A 747-nucleotide genomic window follows, 5' to 3' on the forward strand; every position below is an offset into this window, starting at 1 on the left:
CATCCACTTCGAAGGACGGATCGACGGCTACGTGGATCTGTAAGTAATGGGTGACACAGAACTATGAACACCCTCGGTTAATGACATAACCATAGCCAACTGTAACCCCCGCTCAGGGACAGGATAAAAAACACACAACAAGCGTGAGGGTAGCGGTCAAATCTTCCGGGCGGTATTCTGTGATCCAATTTTGCTTCAAGGCTCCGGATAGATGCGTGCCTTGGTAGTAACGACTCTCGTCAATGGGTTATCGATATGGATTTCAGTTCTCTGCTCGGCACTCTTGCTCGGTCTTCGGTGCTGGCAGCTACCCCCTCCTTCGACCTGCCCCTATGACCGACTACCCGACCCATCGTTATTACGAGCAACACGTACAGGATGTTTTTACCCGCTATGAGTCGGTAAGCAGTCCCATGCTGGCTTACTTCCCGATGGCTTTTCTGCCCGGCAGTCGAGTACTGGATGTTGGCTGTGGCTCAGGCCGCGACCTGAAGGCATTACTGGCCCAGGGTTACGATGCTTATGGCGTTGAGCCGGTGGATGGATTGCGATCTCAGGCAGTGGCACTGTGCCCGTCACTATCAACACGTATTCACGCCGGATATTTACCGGAAGTCCGCTCGGATAAACCATTCGATGGTGTGTTGTGCAGTGCCGTCTTGATGCACGTCTGTTCTGGTTGAATATCCCGGACACCTCAAGAAGAGATAAACTCTTCACCAACAGAGGTGCCAACCATGAGCCAGA

Annotated in this window: 1 protein-coding gene; it reads left to right on the forward strand. The window is 52.5% G+C overall.

Annotated elements, in window-relative coordinates; genetic code table 11:
- Positions 1 to 332 precede the first annotated feature (332 nt).
- Entirely contained in the window at positions 333 to 683 is a 351-nt protein-coding gene (locus Q8W24_RS16810; protein ID WP_305476050.1) for a bifunctional 2-polyprenyl-6-hydroxyphenol methylase/3-demethylubiquinol 3-O-methyltransferase UbiG, read from the forward strand.
- Positions 684 to 747 lie beyond the last annotated feature (64 nt).

The organism is Oceanobacter sp. 4_MG-2023 (assembly GCF_030689165.1).
GTDB lineage: Bacteria > Pseudomonadota > Gammaproteobacteria > Pseudomonadales > Oceanobacteraceae > Oceanobacter.